Source organism: Rathayibacter tanaceti (genome assembly GCF_001634385.1).
In the GTDB taxonomy this organism is placed as follows: domain Bacteria; phylum Actinomycetota; class Actinomycetes; order Actinomycetales; family Microbacteriaceae; genus Rathayibacter; species Rathayibacter tanaceti.
Window position 1 is genome coordinate 1 of sequence record NZ_LIIN01000252.1, and the last position, 1451, is coordinate 1451.

Here is a 1451-nt window from a genome sequence, read left to right on the forward strand (position 1 = left end):
CCAGATCAAACGCGCCATCGCCCACCTCAAGAACTGGAGAATCCTGCACTCCGACCACCAATGACCGACGACCACCTTCGCTCTGACCGGCTCAGCAGTCATACGGCTCGACTTTCTCAAACCAGCCAGCTGAACAACCCTCCCGGATCTATCACCTCCAAACGTGTTTTGCATAAGCCTCCATAACGCCGGCGATCCTGCGGCATACCTCGTCACCGATCCGCAGAGGCTTGCTCGCACGTTCCGCACTGTCGTTGATCACAAACGAAAAGCAAGCGAGTTGCATATAGCCTGTAGAGTAGCCATGCCGCGCTGACCCGGCCAATTGCGTGACCTCCGACCGCCTCGTGCACCAGGGATTTGGGTTGTGTGAGGCCAGGAAAGCACGCCTCCATCGAGATGATCCTCCTGGCCGCTCTGTGGATTGACAGGAGAGCCGTACGGCTGCCCTTCACATACCACCATCGCACGCCACGGTGGTCACTACGCTACTCTTGAACGATGGGGACAAACCAGTTCACGATAACCTGGGGTGCAGGGGTGCTCGTCGGCCTACTTCTGCTATCTGGTTGCAGTAGCCCGCCGACGGGAGGCGGGCTGTCATCGGCTGGGGCTGAAGCAACGAACACTAACCCGGCACAATCATCCGATCCTGTAAAGACCGATGCTCCCACCCTGAGCGCTTTCGAGCGGCAGCTCCCCCTGCGGGGCGACTTCGTGAGCCAGCAGACCGAGACGACCGGTTCGGTTCTGATCGAGCGCCGTTCGGACGGGTCGACCTGGGCGACGCTCACTGGATTCTCGACCGGCCATTCGACCAACCTGCGGCTCCAGCTCAAGGAGGGCGCCCTGGAGCAGGACGACTCCGGGGCCTGGGTCGACACTGCGGGCTACTCGTTTGACATCGCTGCCCTGGATCCGGCGCAGCCGGACCAAGAGGTCACGATTCCCGCGGCGCACACGATGCCGGCGATAAATACGCTCACCGTGACGGACTACGTCAGCCCCAATTTTCCGTCCTTCGGATCCGTCGCCCTGTCGAGGTAACCTCCGTCCGACGCACACCTCATGTAGTCCATCATCGGACGGTCGCCTCGCACGGATAAGTTGAGCTCACCGTCCAGACAGTGCCCGCGCTCTCGAATCGCCGACACAGAGAACCGCATGCCCCTTAGAACGGCCGCTGCCACCTCACCGCGAAAGCACCTGAAACGCTTGGGCGCGCAAGCGCGTCCCTCTTGCGCACTCCTGCCGAACGCACTCCGCTGGCTTCGTCTAAGAAAAGGATAACTCGCGGTTCGTATCTGCAGCAAAACAGTCGAGTAGGTGACCGGACCGCGTGTGCACGGGGCCGTAGCTTTTCACCGACGGGACAACAGCTTGCCCTCGAACGCACATGGCGCCTACTTTCAACCTGCCAGTCATGGTCCTCGCCCGCCAGGCAACTTCTC

At 61.1% G+C, this 1451-nt stretch carries 1 protein-coding gene; it reads left to right on the forward strand.

The window, feature by feature from the left end; translation table 11 throughout:
• Positions 1-717 precede the first annotated feature (717 nt).
• The gene (locus ACH61_RS15435) at positions 718-1047 is read left to right on the forward strand and encodes a hypothetical protein (RefSeq protein ID WP_068213759.1); all 330 of its coding nucleotides are present in this window, start codon (positions 718-720) and stop codon (positions 1045-1047) included.
• Positions 1048-1451 lie beyond the last annotated feature (404 nt).